The organism is Polaribacter batillariae, from assembly GCF_017498485.1.
GTDB classification, from domain to species: Bacteria; Bacteroidota; Bacteroidia; order Flavobacteriales; family Flavobacteriaceae; genus Polaribacter; species Polaribacter batillariae.
Genome location: NZ_CP071795.1, coordinates 1,789,650 through 1,807,371, shown reverse-complemented (window position 1 = coordinate 1,807,371; position 17,722 = coordinate 1,789,650). Strand labels below are relative to the sequence as shown.

General features: G+C 32.0%; 9 protein-coding genes and 1 pseudogene. 9 read left to right on the top strand and 1 reads right to left on the bottom strand.

The genetic code is table 11. From position 1 onward, the window contains the following. The 9 genes and pseudogenes from JL193_RS07695 (at position 1) to JL193_RS07655 (ending at position 12,856) form a co-directional block, all read left to right on the top strand. Positions 1-984 carry a DUF4837 family protein gene (locus JL193_RS07695; RefSeq protein ID WP_207973225.1) on the top strand — a complete coding sequence of 328 codons (984 nt, stop codon included), beginning with the start codon at positions 1-3 and terminating at the stop codon, positions 982-984. A 461-nt stretch (positions 985-1,445) separates the two neighbouring features. Continuing rightward, positions 1,446-1,943 carry a DUF1761 domain-containing protein gene (locus JL193_RS07690; protein WP_207973224.1) on the top strand — a complete coding sequence of 166 codons (498 nt, stop codon included), beginning with the start codon at positions 1,446-1,448 and terminating at the stop codon, positions 1,941-1,943. A gap of 591 nt (positions 1,944-2,534) precedes the next feature. Next, positions 2,535-2,693: pseudogene (locus JL193_RS17500) on the top strand (T9SS type A sorting domain-containing protein); the annotation flags it as partial. A 19-nt stretch (positions 2,694-2,712) separates the two neighbouring features. After that, positions 2,713-3,168, top strand: coding sequence for an META domain-containing protein (locus JL193_RS07680; RefSeq protein WP_207973223.1), 456 nt, complete (start codon positions 2,713-2,715; stop codon positions 3,166-3,168). A 280-nt stretch (positions 3,169-3,448) separates the two neighbouring features. Next, positions 3,449-6,616, top strand: a complete 3,168-nt coding sequence (locus JL193_RS07675; protein WP_207973222.1) for a SusC/RagA family TonB-linked outer membrane protein — start codon at positions 3,449-3,451, stop codon at positions 6,614-6,616. A gap of 13 nt (positions 6,617-6,629) precedes the next feature. Beyond that, the gene (locus tag JL193_RS07670) at positions 6,630-8,201 is read left to right on the top strand and encodes a RagB/SusD family nutrient uptake outer membrane protein (RefSeq protein WP_207973221.1); all 1,572 of its coding nucleotides are present in this window, start codon (positions 6,630-6,632) and stop codon (positions 8,199-8,201) included. Between the two features lie 240 nt (positions 8,202-8,441). Then, positions 8,442-11,798: a VCBS repeat-containing protein gene (locus JL193_RS07665; protein ID WP_207973220.1), complete on the top strand. Its 3,357-nt coding sequence runs from the start codon at positions 8,442-8,444 to the stop codon at positions 11,796-11,798. A gap of 99 nt (positions 11,799-11,897) precedes the next feature. Beyond that, positions 11,898-12,413 (top strand): helix-turn-helix domain-containing protein, encoded by a 516-nt coding sequence (locus JL193_RS07660; protein WP_207971278.1) that lies wholly within the window; start codon positions 11,898-11,900, stop codon positions 12,411-12,413. Continuing rightward, positions 12,395-12,856, top strand: coding sequence for an IS630 family transposase (locus tag JL193_RS07655; RefSeq protein WP_207973419.1), 462 nt, complete (start codon positions 12,395-12,397; stop codon positions 12,854-12,856). Before JL193_RS07660 ends, JL193_RS07655 begins: the two co-directional genes overlap by 19 nt. A 44-nt stretch (positions 12,857-12,900) precedes the next feature. Here the strand turns inward: JL193_RS07655 and JL193_RS07650 are convergent, their stop codons facing one another. Further along, a complete protein-coding gene (locus JL193_RS07650) occupies positions 12,901-17,709 on the bottom strand; it encodes a LamG-like jellyroll fold domain-containing protein (protein WP_207973219.1) in 4,809 nt (1,602 codons plus the stop codon). Positions 17,710-17,722 lie beyond the last annotated feature (13 nt).

Sequence of the window (17,722 nt, the reverse complement as noted above, 5' to 3'; positions counted from 1 at the left end):
ATGAAAAAAATTTTTACACTTTTTGCAATTTCAATATTTTTATTTTCCTGCACAGGAAGCGATAAATTCGTCTTAAGAGGCTCTGTAGGAAAAATTAACAAAGTGATGGTCGTTGCAAAAGCTAGCGATTGGAACGGAGATTTAGGAAAAGAAATTAGAAACTCTTTTGGAGAGTTAATGATAGGTTTACCTCAGCCAGAACCCATATTATCGGTGTCTCAAATTTCCCCAAACGGTTTTGGTACGATGATGAAAATTACCAGAAACATTTTAATAATTGGCGAAAGCGATCAAGAGAAGTTTTACATTAAAAAGAACGTTTACGCACAGCCGCAAACCATTATCTATGTATATGGAACAGATGATGCAAGTGTACTTAAAATGTTTAAAAAGTACGAAAAGCAAATTATAGATGCCTATATCGAATCGGATATAGAAATGACGCAAAGTGTTTTTAAAACCAGAGAAATAGACAATTCTAATTACAAAACGTTAACCAATTTAGGGGTTTCTTTTGTTATTCCAGACAATTTTAAAACGGTAGATGATACTGGAGAATTCTTGTGGTTAAGACAACATTTAACAAGTGGCATTGCCAAAACAGGTAGTAATAATATCTTGGTATATTCTATACCTTTAATAAACGAAGAAAAAGTTGCGGAAAATATTGTGGCAGTAAGAGATAGTATTGGCGAAAAATACATTCCAGGTTCGGATCAAGAAACCATGCACATGATTACAGAAGAAGCGTACACCCCTTTTACAACAGAAATAAAATTAGCAGGAAAAAAAGCGTACGAAACAAGAGGTAAATGGGAAGTTAAAAACGATTTTATGGCAGGACCGTTTGTAAATTACTCTGTAATTGATAAAAAAAACAACAGAGTTATTGTTTTTGAAGGATTTACTTATGCACCTTCTGTAAACAAAAGGGCGTTTCTTTTTGAGTTAGAAGCGATTGGAAAATCGATGCAGATCAAATAAACTTCCTGTAATTTTTAAAAATTAAATAAAGAATTTTTTGAAACCAACGATCCTCAGAGCAAATCTACAGAGGTATTTCGTTGGTTTTATTTTGACCTAAAAAAGTCAAAAAACCAAAATCCTCTATTTATACCCTTTTCCATTTGAAATTACTATAGCAAATCGCTTTTTTTCCTTTTCTATTTCAGAATAAAAAAAACGCAGCTAAGGCTATGCTTTGGTTTTCTTCTTTATATAAAGAAAAAAATCATCCATTTCTTTTCCAGTAATTTCAAACAATAACTGGTATTAGATTTCATTTTTATGGGATGACAATTTCAACGCAAACCCCGAGGCAAAGCCTGGAGAAACTCTTTTTCGATTAAAACTCAAAAAGATTTTATTTTGCGTTTTTTTATGTAACCAATTTAGTATCAAAAACTTATTTCCTATATTTGATATTCAACCAAAACTTTTTTATCATGGAAATGAATTTTTACATCTTTTTTGTAGCGGCATTAGTGCCTATGATTGTTGGCTTCGTTTGGTACGGTCCTTTATTTGGAAATGCTTGGATGGCTCAAATGGGGTTTACCAAAGAATCTTTAGAAGGAACAAATATGGTTAAAACCCTTATTATTTGTTTTATTTTAAGTGTTTTAATAGCATTTGCCTTAATGCCTATGGTAATACATCAAATGGGCGTTTTTTCTACTTTAGCAGGAGAGCCTGGTTTTAACGAACAAACAGGAGAGGCATATTCTTATTTCGAAAATTTTGTGGCTACTTATAGCGATCGATTTCGAACTTTTAAACATGGTGCTTTTCACGGAGTTTTATTTGGTTTCTTTTTAATTGTACCAATTTTAGGAATTCAAGCAATGTTCGAAAAAAAATCATTTAAATATGTAGCAATAAATGCAGGTTACTGGATTGTAACTTTAGCAATTATGGGAGGCATTATTTGTGAATGGGTGTAATGCCATTTATCATTTGAAACTATCGTAATAAGCCCTTTTTCCTTTTCACTTCATTGTAAAAAGAGATTGTAACGAAGGCTATGCGCTATTGTTCTAATTTATATAAAGAAAAAAAGTTGTCATTTTCTTTTACAGTAGTTTCAAACAAGAAACGGTATAAAGTTGCATTTGCACAGAATACAAAAGCTCATTTCTAACTTTAGAAATGAGCTTTTTTTTATCTAGTTGCTCCTTATAAAAGTATTTATATTTTTCAAGAAATAAATTTGCAAAAGAAATTATACCATCAGTAAATTGAATTTACCATAATAAACCTTTTTTACTTAATGCTTCAAAATAAAGTTGGTAAACATCAGTAAGGAATAGTCACATTTTAATCGTTTTGTGTAGGTAAAAATTATTTTTTATTAAAAATGAAGAAAATGCATACAGTATTTGCAGAAAAAACCTACTTAATTTTTTGTTAAAAAAGATATTTTTGTATTAATAAAAAGAGTTACGGGCAAATAACGAAAACCTAATAACGGTCGGAATAAGCTGAAAAAGGCACAAAATAATGAAGGTGCATAAAAAAATGTTAAAACAGTTAATTCCGTTTTCGCCTCTTATGGACTTTATGATTTCAGCTCGAATTTAATTTCGAAAGGAAAATTAAGCAACCAAACTGATATTAATGTATCTAGATATAAAAAAGGAATCTATTTCTTAAAAATTACATCTGAAAAAAAACAGAAACGCATCAAATCATAATCGAATAATAATAAGCATTATGAAAAAAATATTTTTAATTACAACAGTTTTTTTCTTCTTTACAGGATGTGATAAAGAAGTAGCAAAACAAGAAAAAAAATCAATTTATGGGTCTTGGAAATTAACTTCATTCGTTAATCAGTCAACCAATAACGTTCTTGTAAAAAGTGATTTTTCAAATTCTAATAATATTACAATAATTTTCAATCAAGAATTAAATTTTACAGGAAGTACAGTTATTAATGATTTTTTAGGAAATTTTTCCTTGGAGGATAGAAATGGACAACTTACGTTTTTAGAGTTTTCAACAACAGAAGTAAATGAAACTGAATGGGGGAATTTATTTTATCAAAGTTTAAACTCAAATTATAATCAACAAACTGGAAATTGGGAAAACCCCTATAAAATAATGCAAGAGAACATATTAAAAATCTTTTATTCAGAGCAAGAATATATGACTTTCGAAAAACAGTAACTATTCATAACAAGTTAAAACTTAATAAGAGCTAAAGCTTAAAACTAGGCAATTTTGTATTTGTAAAGACTATATACAAACAGAAACTAATAGTTTAAAAATCCCTTACTAAGTTTATACATTACCGATAAGTTTAATTATCTTTTTTAGAAACGTAAATTTGGTCTCTGTAAATTATTTTTAAAACAACTAAACAGTTTTTATAAAGTTTAAAAAACTTCTAATTTTCTAAAATTATTTATATCAAAAATTTAATATCAATCAATCAAATTTTTTAAGTATGAATGTAAAAAACCTCAATCCTTTTAAAATTCCATTTTTAGGAATTTTTAAATTACTTACAGCTTTGTTATTATACTTAGCTACTGCGACAACCTTTGCAGAGACTTTCTTTAAAACCTATTCTTCTTTAGATGGAAAAAGTCTAAATACGGCTGTTTCGGTTAAAACACAAAGTAGAGTTACAGGTAAAGTTATTGATAAAAACGGTACTCCTTTAATTGGTGTAACTATTTCTATAAAAGGCACCACAAAAGGTACTTCTACAGATTTTAATGGAGACTATTCTTTAAATGTACCAAGTACAGATAGTGTTTTATTGTTTTCTTATATTGGGTATGCAACTCAATCTATAGAGGTTAATAATCGAAGCATTATCAATGTAACACTGCAAGAAGATGCTTCAGAATTAGACGAGATTGTTGTCGTTGGTTACGGTACTCAGAAAAAAGTAAATTTAACAGGGTCAATTGCTTCAATAAAATCAGACGATATTGTAAAAAATAGTACTTCAAATTTAAGTAGTGCACTATCAGGAAGGCTAGCAGGTGTTGTAACAATACAAAGTTCTGGAGAACCAGGTAGCGATACATCGTCGATTAACATTAGAGGTCTCAGTTCATTAAATTCGAATGCACCTTTAATTTTAGTTGACGGAATTCCACGAGATTTAAATAATATAAACTCTAACGATATCGAAAGCATTAGTGTTTTAAAAGATGCAGCAGCAGCAGCAATCTATGGTATGCGAGCGGCAAATGGAGTTGTTTTAATTACAACGAAAAGAGGTAAAGGTAAAACAAAATTAAATGTAAATGTATATTCGGCGCTTCAACAGCCAACGAGAATGCCTAATTTTTTAGACTCTTACAATTATGCTACACTTTTAAATGAGGCAAATACCAATGATGGAGTTCCTGTAGGTTATAGCGATGAAGACTTGAGAAAATATAGAGACGGTTCGAGCCCAAATACGCATCCAAACACAGATTGGATTGATGAAACCTTAGATGATATCGCAGTAATGCGCTCTTTAGATGTGTCTGCTAGCGGAAGTAACACAAGTAATACAATTAAATATTATACATCGTTAGGATATTTGTATCAAGATGGTATTTATGATAATAACAATTATAACCGATTTAATTTTAGATCTAATATTGATGTAGAAATTAATCAAAGCTTAAAACTTACTGCAGACATTGCTGGAGCTATCGAAAACAGAAATCGACCTGGAATAACCGCTAGCACTTTGTTTTCTAATATTATGCGTTTACCTCCAACTGAAGTGAATCAATATTCAAATGGTGCTTATTCAGAATTTAGTCAACAACCTTGGATTGATAATGGATTTATAAAAGAAGAAGATTTCGATTTTCAATCTAAAATCGCTCTAGTCATAGATTTTCCCTTCCTAGAAGGTTTAAGCCTTACCACCCAAATAGCGTACGACAGATCTGCTGGTGGAAATAATGCAGGTAGTAGAAAAGTTTTTTCTGTGCCTAGAACTTACACAACATTCAATGCTAATACGGGTGTGTTTTCTCTGAGTACACCTTCAGACAGAGGAGAAACTGCTAGTTATTCTGAATCTAGATCAAAAGGATATCAATTAACGACAGAAGCAATTTTAAACTATTCTAAAGTAATAGATAAGCACGATTTTGGAACAAAACTTGTTTTTTCGAGAAGAGATACTAAATATAGTGTTTTAAATGCTGGTATTAGCAATCTTCTTGGAACGACAACACCTTTATTTATTGCTGGTGATGCTGGAACAAGATCTATTAGCAATGGCGAATTTGAAACTGCAATTCTAGGATATGCAGGTCGATTTACATATGCTTACGATAGCAAATATCTATTTGAATTTAATGGAAGGTATGATGGATCTTATAAATTTAGTAAAGAATCTAGATTTGGGTTCTTTCCATCATTTTCATTAGCTTGGAGAGCTTCTGAAGAAGATTTTTTAAGCGATTCTAAAATTATTAACAATTTAAAATTTAGAGCTTCTTATGGAGAACTAGGAAGTGATGCAGGTGTAGGTTCATTTAGGTATTTAGAATTCTTCGGGTTTGGAAGCCCTTTCATAGATAATTCTAATGTTTCTCAAACTATCGCAAGTAGTGGCTTAGCCGATACTTCTACAACTTGGGAAAAAGCAAAAACGGTTAACTTTGGTCTAGAACTTGGCTTATGGAATAATTTATTTACTTTAGAAACAGATCTTTTTTACAAAAGAACAAAAGATATACTTACAACCAGAGCATTAGAGATTCCAAATACTTTTGGAGCGAATTTACCTGCAGAAAATATTGGTATTGTAGATAATAAGGGTTTAGAGGTTATCTTAAATCATAGCCATAATATAAATGATTTTAATTATTTTGTAAATTTTAATCTTGGGTATTCAAAAAATAAAGTTATAGATATAGCTGAAGCCGCTGATACAGACCCGTTAAGAAAACGAACTGGACGAGCATTAAGAACTCGATTTGGTTTCGTAGCAGAAGGGCTATTTTTAACACAAAAAGAAATAGATGATTTAAACGCTAGCGCACCAGAAGGTGTTTATCAAACTCAAAACCCTAAACCAGGGGATATTAAATATGCTGATATAAATGGAGATGGTAAAGTAAATAACGACGATAGAACAGTTATCGGTAGAGGCAATGTTCCAGAAATTACCTTTGGTTTAAACCTTGGGTTTAATTACAAACAGTTTGACTTCTCTGCATTATTTCAAGGAGCTGCAAATTTTGATATGTACCTATCACAAGAAGCTTCTTGGGCATTTTTTAATGGAGGTAAAGTATTTGATAAACACCTAGACCGTGCACAGATTGGCTCAGATGGTAATGTAATTAATACAGATGCAACTTACCCACGATTATCGTTAACCAACAATACCGTAAATGAACGAGTTTCATCTTATTGGGTAGAGGCTGGTGATTATATTCGTTTTAAAAACATTGAAGTTGGGTACACCTTCCCAGATGAAGTTACAAATAAAATTGGTATAGATAGATTAAGAATTTATGTAAATGGTCGAAATTTAGCGACATGGTCGAAAATTAAGAACTTAGACCCTGAAAATCCTCAAGCAAGAGGATGGTTTTATCCTCAACAAAAAGTATATAACATGGGTTTCAACCTACAATTTTAAAAAATATTAAAACATGAAAAATATTAAAATATTATTTTCTATACTTTCGTTAAGTATCATTCTAATTTCGTGTGATAGTGATTCTATAGAATTAGAACCTCAAGGCAGTATTTCTTCAGAGATAGTATTTAAAGATCCAGCTTTTGCTGAAGCTTTTTTAAATGCAATATACAATAACATACCTAATGGGTATTCAAGAGGATGGTATATGTTGGCCTCAGCTACTGATGATGCTGAGAATTCATATCCTTGGCCAGCTTCAAATACTATTTTCAATACTGCAAACATTACCCCTAACAATTCTCGTTTTAATGGTTTATGGAACAATTCTTACTTTCAAATAAGAAGGTTAAATAACTTTATTAAAAATTACGATCAACTAGAAGGTACAGATCCAGTAAAAAATAGATTAAAAGCAGAAGCACATTTCTTAAGAGGGTATTTTTACTCATTACTGTTAAGAACCTTTGGAGGAGTTCCTATTATTACTGTTCCTCAAGAGTTAACAGATGACTTATTAGTTTCAAGAAATACTGAAGAAGAAACATTAGCATTTATCATATCTGAATTAGATACATCTGCAGATCTTTTTGCAAATGCTTCTGAACGATCTTCTACAAGAGGATCTTGGGATGCTGCAATGGCATTAAAAGGACGTGTACTTCTATACCAAGGCAAATATAGTGAATCTGCAATTGCCTCTAAAAAAGTATTAGACAACACTTCAAAAACACTTGATAGTGATTATGAGAGTGTATTTGTTACAGACGGTGCATCTGAAGTAATTTTCGACACTCAATTTAGTGATCCAGATAAAATACATTGGGCAAACTTATTTAATACCCCAAAATCTTCAACTTCTATATCTGGATGGGGAGGTACAGGACCAACACAAAACTTAATAGACCAATATGAGATGAAAGATACTGGTTTATTACCAGAAGAAGCAGGTTCTGGCTATGATTCTAGTAAACCATATGAAGGAAGAGACCCAAGATTTGAAGCCTCGATTTTATATGATGGAGTTGAATGGAAGGGGCAAACATGGGAATTTAGACCAGAAGGAAATGCAAGTATTGCATCTAGTGGCGATTGGACTAGAACTGGATATGGAATGAGAAAAATGATTCAAGAAGACAGAAACCATAATGAGCGTAGTACACAACATTGGATTCATCTTAGATTAGCAGAAGTATATTTAAATTATGCAGAAGCCTTAATTGAAGCCGGTACAAATTTAGATTTGGCCGTAGATGCAATAAATACTGTTAGAAACAGAGTAAGTATGCCACCTATTTCTTTAACTAATCAATCGGAATTAAGAAAAAGAGTAAAACGAGAACGTAGAATTGAACTTGCTTTTGAAGAGCATCGTTTTTGGGATATAAGGCGATGGGGAATAGCAGGAAATAGTGAAGTTTTAACTATTTACAGAGTAGATATGGATACCGATGGTAACCTAATAAATGATGGAAAAGAAATTTGGGAAACCAGAAGTTGGAACGACGCAAATTATAAATTTCCTATTCCACAAGGAGAGATGGATAAAAACCCTAATTTAACTCAAAATCCAGGCTACGAATAGTATTTTAAATTAATTTATTTTTAATAGAACCAATTTTTAATTTAAAGAATTGGTTCTATTTTTTTAAAATTTAAAATAATACGAATAAAAACGAGTACAAATTTGGCTGTTTTTTAGTAGTTTAATAGTATTTTTAAGAAGAATTCAATAGCTAAATAATATATTTGACTTATCCGATACTTAAAAATCGAAAATTAGTGCTTTTAAATAACACTTTTATTCAATTAAAATTATAAATACATGAAAAAAATAACATTTTATTTATTAGTTGTTATGTTGGCTTATGCTTGTAAAAAAGATAATACTTCTAAAATAAAACAAATTTTACCTATAAATAAAAAATCAGAAGACCTTTTTACTGTTCTTCCTCCCGATAAAACAGGTATTTTCTTTTTAAATGAACTTAAAGAAAATTTAAATAATAACGGATTATTTTACGAATACTATTATAATGGAGGTGGTGTAGCTGTAGCAGATTTTAATAATGATAATTTAATAGATATTTATTTTGTAAATAGCACAACTACAAATAAATTATATCTAAATGTTGGTAATTTCCAGTTTAATGATGTTACAACAATCGCTAATGCTGGTGGTGGTTATGGATTTGGAACCGGCGTTACTTTAGTAGATATCAATAACGATGGTTTAATGGATATTTACTATTGTAAGTCTGGAAAATTAAAAGATCCTAATAAAAGAAGAAATGAATTATTAGTAAATTTAGGAGTTGACAGTAATGGCAATCCTAAATTTGAAAACCAAGCACAAAAATACGGTTTAGATATCCCCAATTTCACAACACAAGCTACTTTTTTTGATTATGATAAAGACGGCGATTTAGATATGTTTTTACTAAATCATGGTATTGATACCTACGATGAGAATAATTTAAAAAGACTTATTACTCAAAAATCTGAACATAGAGGAAATCGACTTTATAAAAATAATAACGGAAAATTTATTGATGCTACAGAAGAAGCACAAATAATTAATAACATGATTGGTTATGGATTAGGTGTAGGAATTGCAGATTTAAATAACGATGGTTGGCCAGATATATATATAGGTAATGATTTTTCTGAAAAAGATTTTTTATATATCAACAACCAAAATGGTACGTTTAGAGAAGCTTCTCTTGAAGCATTTAAACACATTTCTAATTTTTCTATGGGTAATGATATCGCAGATATAAATAATGATGGTCTTTTAGATATTATGGCAGTTGATATGATGGCAGAAGATAATTTTTCTCAAAAAACGAGTATGAGTGGAATGGCGCCCGAAAAATTTTATAAAAACACGAATCTCGGTTTACACCATCAATATATGTACAATACCCTGCAACTAAATAACGGAATTAGTAAAGAAACAAATACCCCTTTGTTTTCTGAAATAGGACAAATTGCTGGAGTTTCAAGTACAGATTGGAGCTGGGCACCTCTCTTTTTTGATATGAATAACGACGGTAATAAAGATTTATTCGTTTCAAATGGAATAAAAGGTGATTTTAGAAATAACGATTTTGTGAACTATCGAAAAGCAAAACAAGCTGAAGTTATTAAAAATAAAAGTATTGAACCAAAAAGTTATATTGCCGATATTTTATCCAAAATGCCATCTCGTAAAAAGAAAAATTACTTTTATATAAATAATGGAGATTTAACATTTAAAAAAATAGACATAAAGCAAAACCTTACAAACTCTAATGGAGCTGCTTACGCAGATTTTAACAACGATGGTGCCATTGATATCGTAGTGAACAATTCTTCAGGTATCTCTTTTATCTATAAAAATAATGCAACCTCGAACAATTATTTAAAGGTAAAATTAAAAGGGACTAAAAAAAACATGAATGCTTTAGGCGCACGTATTGAATTATATTCAAAATCTAATCAACAAACTATAGAAAATCATTTCACAAGAGGTTTTCAATCGGCTATGGCAGACGCTATTCATTTTGGATTAAATAAAGATGATATAGTAGATAGCTTAAAAGTAATTTGGCCGAATAATAAAGTTCAAATTGTAAAAAAGATCAAACCAAATCAAATAATCACAGTTTCTTACCAAGAAAATAATACGAAAGAAAACTTTAAAAAAATACAGTCTAAAGACTTATTTGTAGATATAACTCGAGAGTGTGGAGTAAATTTTATTCATAAAGAAAATAATTTTAACGACTTTAAAAAAGAAACTCTATTACCACATAGAATGTCTCAGTTAGGCCCTGCATTAGCTGTAGCAGATGTTAATGGAGATGGTTTAGAAGATTTCTTTGTTGGCGGAGCAAAAGGATATACGAGTAATTTATATATACAAGATACGTCCGGAAAATTTTCAAAAAATAGCAGTGCATTTTTTAAAGATAAATCTCACGAAGATGTTGGTGCCATTTTTTTTGATGCGGATAATGATGGAGACAACGATTTATATGTAATAAGTGGAGGCACAGAAGAAAAACCAAATAGTAACTACTACATCGATCGTTTTTATGAAAATACAGGCAAAGGTAATTTTATTAAAAATTCGAACGCGATTCCAAAAATTTTGTCAAGTGGATTAAGCGTTTCTGCTTCCGATTTCGACAATGATGGAGATATAGACCTTTTCGTAGGTGCCAGAGTAAAACCAGGGTTTTATGGCCAGCTTGTTAAAAGTCATTTGTTAGAAAACATTTCTTCAAACGGAAAAATACGTTTTAAAGATGTTACAAATCATAAAATACCAGAAATGATAGAACATAATATGGTAACTGCATCTACGTGGGCAGATATAAATAAAGACGGTCTAAAAGACCTCTTGATTGCCAATGAATGGGGTAACATTGAACTGTTTATAAACAAAAATGGTGTTTTTAAAAACAACTCTGAACAATATGGATTATCAAAACATACTGGTTGGTGGAGTTCTATCGAGGTAAATGATATTGATAATGATGGCGATTTAGATATAATTGCAGGAAATTTAGGCTTAAATTATAAATATAAAGCAAGTTTTGAAAAACCTTTTTTTATGTATATAAATGATTTTGACGATAATAATACCGATGATATTGTTTTAGGTTACAGCCAAGAAGACCAAGTGTATCCATTAAGAGGCAGGCAATGTTCATCTGGACAGATGCCTTTTATAAAGAAAAAATTTAAAACTTACGAAAGCTACGGGTCTGCAACTATAAATGATATTTATGGAGAAAAACTTAAAGAAAGTTTAAAATATACGGCTACATTTTTTGCCTCTGCTTTGTTAGAAAATAAAGGAGATACTTTTAATTTTCAAGCTTTTGAAAACAGAGCACAATTATCGTCTGTAAACAAAATATTAATTGATGATTTTAATAAAGATAAGAACAAAGATATTTTACTCTTAGGCAATATGTATGGTTCTGAAGTTGAAACACCAAGAAACGACGCTAGTTATGGTTTTTTACTTCAAGGAAATAATAGTAATAAATTTAAATCTATTCCTAATAACCTTTCGAATTTATGGGCAGATGGAGACATTAAAAATGCCGAATTTATTTCTATCAATAACTCTAAATCTATTATAATAGCAAGAAACAACGGAAGACTTTCAATTATTAAAATACAATAAATATAGTTTTATCCCAAAATAAATATTTTTTTAGACTAATATTTGGTTTTAATTATTATTTTTCGTAAATTAGACTATTAATTAATTCATTATAAAAAGATGGCATTACCAAAACAAATTATAGTAAAAGAGAGTATTAAAGAATTAAAATCATTACAAAAAAAGAGTAAAGCTTTATTTATTCCACGACTTAGAATGCTACAAGTCATTAAAGAACATAAAGAGCCACTATCTAAAAACGCTTTAGCTAAATTAGTTGGGGTAAATCATAACAGTATTCAAAGATGGCGAACGATGTATCTTAATGGTGGTTTAAAAGGATTACTTGCTCATAAGACCACAGCCTCTGCTCCCTTTATGTTTACCAAGCAAGAACGAGAGAAAATTTATGCTAAGCTAAGTGATCCCAAATCAGGTATTCGCGGTTATAAAGAATTGTTGATTTGGGTAGAAGAAGAATTTGGAAAAACAGTGAAATATAATAGTCTTATGGTATTCTGTCGTAATCAATTTGGTACCAAGATAAAAGTAGCTCGTAAATCACACATCAAAAAGGATGCTAAAGCTGTGGATGCTTTTAAAAAAACTTTGGTCGTATCTGCCAACAAGCCGTAAAAGAAAAACGAGATTCTTACAAAAGCATCAATCTTTATTTTCAAGATGAGAGTCGTTTTGGGATGTTTACCAAAAATGGGCGCGCTTTAACAGTGAAAGGCGTTAAGCCAATTTGCCCTTTTCAACAGGTGTTTAAATCGACCTATCTCTTTGGTGCATTTTCTCCAATTACCGGGGATAAGTTTTTACTGGAATACCCAAACTGTAATGCCGATATTTTTGAGTTGTTTTTGAATGAATTATCCAAAGAAAATCCAACCGAACTTAAAGTCATGGTAGTGGACAATGCGGCTTTTCATAAGGCTAAGAAAATTAAAATTCCTGATAATATCGTCTTAATATTTCAACCTCCATACTCTCCAGAAGTAAACCCTGCAGAACAAATATGGGCTTGGTATAACTACTTGTTTTTATGGTTTAATAGCCAAATACCCCTAAACTAAAAAACTTTAGTTTAGGGGTATTTTTAATATTAAGGATTGAAACTTTATTTTATTATTATTCGTCTTCTTTCCTTCCATAGATCAGAAGTCGTTTCTAAAATATAAATCCCGTCCGATAACTGACTTGCATTAATTTCCCATCTGTGATTACCTACCCTGTTAAAGACTTTTCTTTCTGATAATAAAAGTTGACCAGAAAGATTATAAATATTATAGGTAACATCGGTTACTTTGGAAATGCCAAAATCAATATTGAAATGTCCATCAGAGGCATTCGGATAAATTATCAAATCCTTTAGAGGTATTTCTTCAACATTATTTACCACTCCCTTATCTATCTCTAAGGCAAATTTGGCTAAGCTAGAAACAAATTTTCCAAATACCTGTACTTCTGCTAAAGTTAAATAATTAGTTCCTTCTAATTGAACACGCACATAACGCCCAGTGCGGTTAACATCATTTCTAGTCGGGAAACTGGCTTGTCCAGTTTTATGATAATCACTCACGCCAACTTGGTTTTGAGTATCCGACAGGGTATTACTGGTAAAAGGGACATCAGAAACAAAAATGTGATAATTGGTTAATCGGTCAGAGCAACAATCTAAACGATTAAAAATTTTTATGTGACTAATGTCTGCCAGTTGGCCTAAATCTACTTCCCACCAAGCTTGAGCATCTAAATTTGTATGGGTTACCGAGTTGTTGGTATATTTTACATCAATGTTTCCATCAACAGCTCTGGAAGCCTCAGCAGAAGTATAAGTAGAGGATTGCGTAGCTGGTTTGTTCAAGGCTAAATTCTCCCCAAGATTTAAGCGTGTGTCTTGATACTCGTTATACACTTCCGATCTACTTAGTGCTTTCTTCCAAATCTTTACATCATCGATATAACCTTTATAGTTTTTACTATAATCTTGGGACCACTTACCAATTAATGATTTTACCTCTCTTTTTCTAAATGGAAGGCTAACATTATTTGCACCTACAAAAGAACCATCAATATAGATTTCTTTTAAAGTAGCTCCATTGCCATTAGGTTGCATAACTATGGTAATATGATGCCAATCGTTATTTGCTAAGTTTACTAAGTTCAAATCAAGAGGGTTAGGATTGTATTTTAACCAATAATAGAGTCCATCCGTATTATTATGATAAGTATAAAAACGGACCCCGTTATCTCTAAAAGCTCTGGTCATGGACCAAGAATCTGCATCTAAAAGACGGGCATAGGCATCACCCCAATCATCGGTTCTCATCCAAACAGAAGCAGTTAACTCGCCTTCATAATCATCTGGATGGAAATCAAAGTTCGTATCTATATAATCGTCAACACCATCAAATTTTGCTACTTTACCGCGCTCCCCATCATTTACGTAGATAACCCCGTTATTGATTCCGTGACGTTTATAACCTGATGCGTCTTCTGCATTGTCGTTAAACTCGTAATGCACCAATAAATCCGAACCAACATAATTGGTTTCAATTTCTCGTGGGCTTAGTGCTTTGCTCCAAATTTTCATATCATCAAGATAGCCTCTAAATGTTCTATCTACATTGCCATAGTTGGAATGTCCAATAAACATATTGGTATCGTTATTGGCAACTGATTGAAGCTCTACGATCTCTGTTTTAACTGTATTTATAATTTCTTTTCCGTCAAGATATACTTTTATATCGACTAAACCTCTATTTTGGGTATCAATAACTACGGCAAAATGATGCCAATTGTTGTCAATTACCCCTGTGTTAGATACTGTTGTTCTTTCATCATAAATCCCTCCTATATTATTTCTCTTTTTTACAGCTAATTCTACCCCTTGTGTATGTACAAGTTCCAATCTAAATGTCGAAAAATTAAATAGTACTTTTCCATATTGCGGGATGTTGGTTTTCATCCAAATTTCAGCTGTTAAATCACCTTCATAGGTGTTGGGATCAAAGTTATATGGGACTTCAACTTGATGATCCTCTGTACTATAATGGGCAACCATACCTCTTTCTGGATCGTTAACATAGTCTGGATTAAAATATCCGAAAAGAGGCATGCCATTATAGGCATTTCCCGAACTGTCCGTTGAGCCATCATCTAGTTTATAATGTGCCAATAAATCTATCTTACTGCCTTTATCCGATAATTTGAAATGGTATCTATAGTCTGTCAAATCAGGCGATTCATTGGTGTCTAAACTTAAATTAGTAGCTGAAGACTGCCCGTTAAAAAGGGGCTGGTTTTTTGATATTAATGTAAAGAAATCACTTGCTGCGTCTAACTTATTCAATGAAAATACAGTAGCCTTGTCCTCATGCCATTGCAGTAAACCCCTATCATTGTACAAGAATTCTTTGGTACTTGTAGCTTGTATAGCATAGGTTAAACAACCACTGTATACTATATCGAGCTTTTGATTTGTAATCGGCTCATTATCAGCTACCTCTAATTTGGCTACATTCCTTTTATTGCCTCCAAGAACACGGTTGTTATGTCTATTGACCAACCATACCTTTTTATCTACATAAACAGGCTCTGCAGCTGATACACGTTCCAAATAAAACGTATTACCTTTACTGAAATTGAAAACAAGATCGGTTTCTCCTTGTTGTACACTATGTCCTGGTGTTGCTAAATAGGCTTGTTGGCTGCTATTTATAAGTTTTATTGGATAATTACCTCGTATATCTTTATTCTCAAATTCTATTTGCCAATACAATGCTTCATTATCTGGATTCCAGTTATAAACACCTATCTGACCGTTAACAATACCCAATGCTTTCTTACTATTTTTATCCATAACAGCATAAAGGCCATCGGCTTGATATTCTACCAGCCATTCAGGTTTTAAATCTTGAGAGCTTGTACTTTGCTTAAAAACTTTTACACCCTCTTCATCTGTTTTTAAGAAATGATTTGCAGGGCTATAAATACCATGGGATTCTTTAATATGGTAATAGCCTCGCTTTACTATATTGTTAGTCACGGCATTCATCTTAACCAATTTTCTGGAAAAAGAATTATTGGTATAAAATGTTTTAACATCTACTAAATCACCTCCGGTTATAGGAACATTTAACAGCATAAAGCTAGCATCTTCACCTGCTACACCAAAAGAAATTATATTGTTATTAACAATATGTTGTTCTTCATAAGAAGTCCCCCTATAGTGCACATTAACTCCTTTAACTACCAACGTGTTATTTGTGGATGTTTTACTATTCACATATGCATCAATTACATTTGTTGTTTCACTATTTACATCTCCCTTAAAATCAATAATTATGGTATGTGGATGATTTAACACCTCCAACTCTATAAAATCGATATCTTTTTTGGGACCTATTGTGTAAGGAATATCAAAATGAAGGTTCGATTTTCCAGGCTCAGGAGCAATTACTGAACCTGAGGTAAACTGCGTTTGCGATGTAGTATAAATCTCAGGGAATACGTTTACATCTGCTTCCTGACCCTGTGCCTCTTTTTCAGCAATACTTTCCTCTGTATCCCTGGCTTGGTAATCAAGTAATCTAACAAAAAATAGACTACCCTCAAAATGCGTATGTGGACTAACTCCTCCAGGTCTAGGATTAATCGGGTCGTTACTATCTGTATCCGGGTAAAAAACAGAATCTTCTTCACTAAGAGCTGCATCATGACTTACGGTTACCAAACCAGGGGTGTCCGAGTCAGGCCCCCACGTTTTGGTTAAAGTAAATCGGTTATCACTTCTGGCTGGATCATAATTTTCAGGGAAAGTCCTACCTCTTCCTAAGTAATACTGTCCAAATGTACTTCCTATAAAATGAAATGGCTTTTCAATATTGAATATTAAATACCACGGAGTTTCTGGCCTGCCTAGGGATAAGTCTTTTATCCTTATTGCTAATCTACCCCCGACATCCTCTACATGTAACGTGCTAGGTAATAGTGGACCATCTACTGTATAATACGTGCCGTCTTCCTCTAACCTAGCGACCCAAACCTGTACCTCTCCTTCAAAAAGCTTACTATGCCCCGTATCCATTTTATAGTTATGAAAAACTGTATAATAATCGTCACTATCAGAATCATATGTACGATAGGATCTATTCCATGTATAATTCTGTTTATGTTTCCACGAAGCAGTATATCTATAATAAAGTCTGTTGTTTTCTGTATAAAATGTAAAATCAGGGACATTATACTTATATGTAATTACATTATCCTTTATCCCTTCTGGTCCCGTAATGGTATCTTTAAACGTTGAAAAAGCATACGAGGTATGCGTATTGAAATTAGAAATATTATATACTTCATTTACATGTCGGTCTGCTTTATTTTCCTTAAGATACGTAAGCACGTTCTCACTTCCCATATGTTTTTCAAGATAAAACATTCCGGAAAAACGGTTTGAGTCTGCATTTAAGTCTTCTACTGAAATATGCATGGAAGGTATCATAGGAAATTCAAAGTCTCCTCCGTGCATAATCTTTGCTACATTATGGTCATAATGAATTTGTGACATACGCTCTCCTTCGAATATTGAGAAAGCCTCAAATGCTATAAACCCCAATGCCCCTACAGCTCCAGTAACACCTGACACTAAATCTGTAACACCTATTGCGGCCAAGGCTTCAGTTTCTATATCTACTGCAACTCCTAGACTTCCTTCAACAGTTCCTTCTATTTCCGCTCCTAGTATTTCTCCTTCGGAAAAACCCATTTCGCCACCTTCTTCTCCAATATCAACTGAAAACTTCGTATTTGATTCTCCTTCACATTCGCAACTTGTACAGAGTTCCTGCCCGAAGACTGAAGTACTCATGGCACATAACATAGTCAAAAAAACGATGAGACTAATTTTTATTTTATTTTTTTTCATTTTTGTATATTGT